This is a genomic window from Methylobrevis pamukkalensis (assembly GCF_001720135.1).
Taxonomy (GTDB): domain Bacteria; phylum Pseudomonadota; class Alphaproteobacteria; order Rhizobiales; family Pleomorphomonadaceae; genus Methylobrevis; species Methylobrevis pamukkalensis.
Window position 1 is genome coordinate 1 of sequence record NZ_MCRJ01000196.1, and the last position, 3,788, is coordinate 3,788.

The 3,788-nt window shown below is 73.2% G+C and carries 2 protein-coding genes; both read right to left on the reverse strand.

Annotation, left to right across the window (positions count from 1 at the left end; genetic code table 11):
• The coding region (gene addA / locus A6302_RS19540; protein WP_069308428.1) for a double-strand break repair helicase AddA at positions 1 to 2,838 on the reverse strand (2,838 nt) is incomplete at its 3' end.
• Positions 2,835 to 3,788: PD-(D/E)XK nuclease family protein (locus A6302_RS19545; protein WP_210183408.1), on the reverse strand; the 954-nt coding region annotated here is incomplete at its 5' end. The genes addA and A6302_RS19545, both read right to left, overlap by 4 nt.

Genomic DNA, 3,788 nt, shown 5'->3' on the forward strand with positions numbered 1-3,788 from the left:
CGGGACGGCGGGCGGCGACTGGCTGCCGGGCAGGCGCCAGCGCCAGCCGGTGGTCTCGCCGGCCGCATCGGTCAGTGTCTCTGCTTCGGGCACCAGTGCGTCGTGGACGAGGCCATACCAGCGCGGCTCCTCGATCGTCTGGCCGGGCGCAAGGCCGCAGACCACCAGCCGGTCGCGCGCGCGCGTCAGGCCGACATAGAGCAGGCGCCGGTATTCCTGCAGCGCCGCCAGCCGCTCGGCCTCGATCGCGGCCTCCACGGCGGCCGGCTGCCGGCCGGAGCGCACCCAGACCGGCGGACCGCCGTCGCCGGTCGTCCGGCCGGTCGGGGCCGCCGGGTCTGCGTCCGGGGCCAGCCAGACGATGTCGGGCCGGTGGGCGGCGTGGACCGGACGGCTGCCCTGGTCGACGAGGAACACCACCGGCGCCTCCAGCCCCTTGGCGCCGTGCACGGTCATGATCCGCGCCTCGTTGCGCCGGGCGTCCATCTCGCGCTTGATCTCGTGCTCGCTGGCCGCCGCAAAGGCGAGGAAGCCTTCGAGACTCGGGGTCTCGCCCTCCACATAGGCAAGCGCCAGCGCGAGGAACTCGTCGAGCACGTCGTCCACCTCGGGGCCGAGCCGGGCGCGGAAGGCACGGCGCCCGCCGTCGGCGGCGAGAATCCCGGCAAAGAAGGCGTAAGGGTCGATCATGTCGGCCCGCGCCCGCCAGCCGGCGATCCGCTCGTGCGCGAGGCGGCAGGCGGCATCCGTCGCGGCCGCCTCGCGCAGGCGCTCGTGCAGGAAGCCGCGCCGGCCATGGGCGAGCGTGAACAGGGTGTCCTCGCTGATCCCGATCAGCGGCGATTTCAGCAGGGCGGCAAGGGTCAGGTCGTCCTCCGGCAGCAGCACGACCCGGGCGAGCGCGAGAAGGTCCATCACCGCGATGTGGCGCATCAGCTTCAGCCGGTCGGCGCCGGCGACCGGAATGCCGGCCTCGCCGAAGGCGCGGGCCATGGCGTCGACGAAGCCGCCGCGCTTGCGCACCAGCACGAGAATGTCGCCGGGGCGGATCGGCCGGCCGTCGGCGAGCCGCTCGCCGGCATCCAGCCAGCCGCGCACGGCGGCGGCGATCCGGCGGGCGAGCAGGCCGGCGGCGTCGAGGCCGCGCGTCTCGTCGACCGGGTCGTACCAGTTTTCGGGTTCCGGCGGCACCGCGACCGCGATCTCCGGCCAGACCTCGACAAAGCCCGCCTCGCCGGCGCGCACCGTCTCGTGCACCGTGCCGCCGCCGTCCGACGACAGGCCGTCGTGGGCATGCGGCGGGGCGAACACAAGATCCACCGCCTTCACCACCTCGGGCGTGGAGCGGAAGGAGAGATGCAGCGACACGTCGGCATAGCCGGCGCCGGCCGCCTCGGCGCGGCGGCCGATATCGGCGCGCATGGCGCCGAACAGATGCGGCGCGGCGCCCTGGAAGGAGTAGATCGACTGCTTCTCGTCGCCCACGGCGAACAGGGTTCGGCTGTCCCGCTCGTGAGTTCCTTTGCCGGCAAAGTATTCGCCGGTGAGCGCCGAAATCACGTTCCAGGCTTGCGGACTGGTGTCCTGCGCCTCGTCGACCAGCAGGTGGTCGATGCCCTGGTCGAGCTTGTACTGCACCCAGGCCGCCGCATCCGAGCGCGACAGCAGCCGGGCGGCACGGTTGACGAGGTCGTCGAAGTCGAGCGCGCCGGCGGCGGCCTTGCCGGCCTCGAAGCTTTCGATCACCCGGGCGGCGAGCCGAGCAAGCGCCTCGGTCCGCTCGAAGGAGACGAGCGCCGCGCGCCGTTCCTCCAGCCGGTCCAGCCGGGCGATCTCCGCGGCAAAGCGCTCTTCCAGATCGGGCAGGTTGGCGCGCACCCCCTTGGTGCCGAAGCGCGAGGCGGCGCGGGCGACCAGCCGGCCGCTGTCCTTGCGCAGGAACACGTCGCGCCAGGCGCCGGCAGCCTCGGCCGGGTCGGCCGCGAGCCGCACCGCGTCGAGGCGAGCGGCAAGGTCGAGATCGGTCGACTTGCCGGCAGCAAGCTCCGGCCTCAGCCGGGCAAGATAGGCGCCGTCGAACACCGGGCTTTCCAGCGTTTCCGCGTCGATCCGGGCGAGGCTGTCACCGGCGCCGGTGCCGAGCCGGTTGGCAAGGTCGCGCAGCGCCTCCGAAAGACCGCCAAAGCCTTCCAGCCAGCGGGTGAATGCCTCGCGCCGGGAGGCGAGCGTCGCCAGCGCCGAAGTGATCGCCTCGTCGCCGATTTCCGGCAGCAGCCGGGCCTGCGCCCGGCCGACGAGGCTCTGCGGCGCCCGGGCCGCTTCCACGATCGCCGCGTCGATGGCGGCCTGAAGGCGGGCGGCGCCGTCGCGTTCGTCGAGCACGGTGAAGCGGCCGGCAATGCCGGCTTCCAGCGGAAAGCGCTGCAGCAGCGCCTCGCAGAAGCCGTGGATGGTCTGGATCTTGAGCCCGCCGGGGGTCTCCAGTGCCCGGGCGAACAGCCGGCGCGCGCGCGGCAGCGTCTCGGGCGGCGGGGTTCGGCCCTCCAGCGCGGCGATCTCGGCGGAAAGCGCCGCATCGTCCAGCACGGCCCAACTGCCCAGCACCTCGGAGACGCGGTTGGACATTTCGGCGGCCGCCGCCTTGGTGAAGGTGAGGCAGAGCACCGCGCCGGGATCGGCCCCGGCGAGCAGCAACCGGATCACCCGGCGCGACAGCACATAGGTCTTGCCCGAGCCGGCGTTGGCCGACACCCAGACCGAGCGGCGCGGATGGGTGGCGATGCCCTGGTCGCGGCGGGTCGCCTCCGGAACGGTGAAGCTGCGCGGGGGGCTGCTCATGCCGGGGCCTCCTCGTCGCCGTCGCCCGACTGCCATTCGCGCACCCGCGCGAGGTGATCGTAAGGCCCGTCACTTAGTCGGCTAAGCAAAACGCGCGGGCGCGAGACATAGCCGCGCGACGGGTCGCGGTAGGCGGCGATCAGGCCGCGCAGCTGGGTGCCGGCGAGCGCGATCACCTCGTCCAGCGATCGGTCGGCCTCGCCGGCGCTGCGGTTGCCCTTGAGGCCGGTGAAGGCGGCGACCGCGTCGCGGCCGGCGATGCCCTTCAGGATCACGTGGACGAGCTCGCGGGTCTTTGCCGCGGGCAGTCCGGCGAAGGCCCCCGCCTCCAGCATCAGCGCTTCCAGCGGCAGCTGCGGGGCAAACAGCAGGCCGATCTGCCGGGCGCTCGGCGTGCGGCCGGTCTTGAAATCGACGATCGAGGCGCTGCCATCGCCATCAAGATCGATCCGGTCGGCGCGGCCGCGCAGGTCGAAGGCTTCGCCGTCGACGGTCAGCGACAGGCGGCCGTCGCGCTCGGGATAGCGACGGACATCGGCCCCGCGGCCCGCCTCGAAGTCGCGCACCACGAAGCCGGCCATCTCCACGAAGCGCGGCCACCACAGGGCGTGGACCTCCGGATAGATCTCCAGCGCCCGGAAATGCCGTTCGCCGATCGCGATCAGCGCGGCCAGCGCATGGGCGTCGGCAGCACCGGTCCAGGTGGCGGCAAATTCGGCCAGCGCATTGTGGACGGCGATGCCGCGCGTGGAAAAATCCGGCGCCGGCCGAGCGGGTCGAGCGGCTCGAATCGCAGGATGCGCCTCGCGTAGAGCGCGTAGGGATCGCGGATCCAGGTCTCGATGTCGGTGACGGCGAGCGACACGGGGCGCGCCTCCACCGGCGGACGGGCCACGGCGCGGCCGATGCGCGGCGCGCGGGGGCGCGGCGTCGAGCCGGCGGGCAAGGTC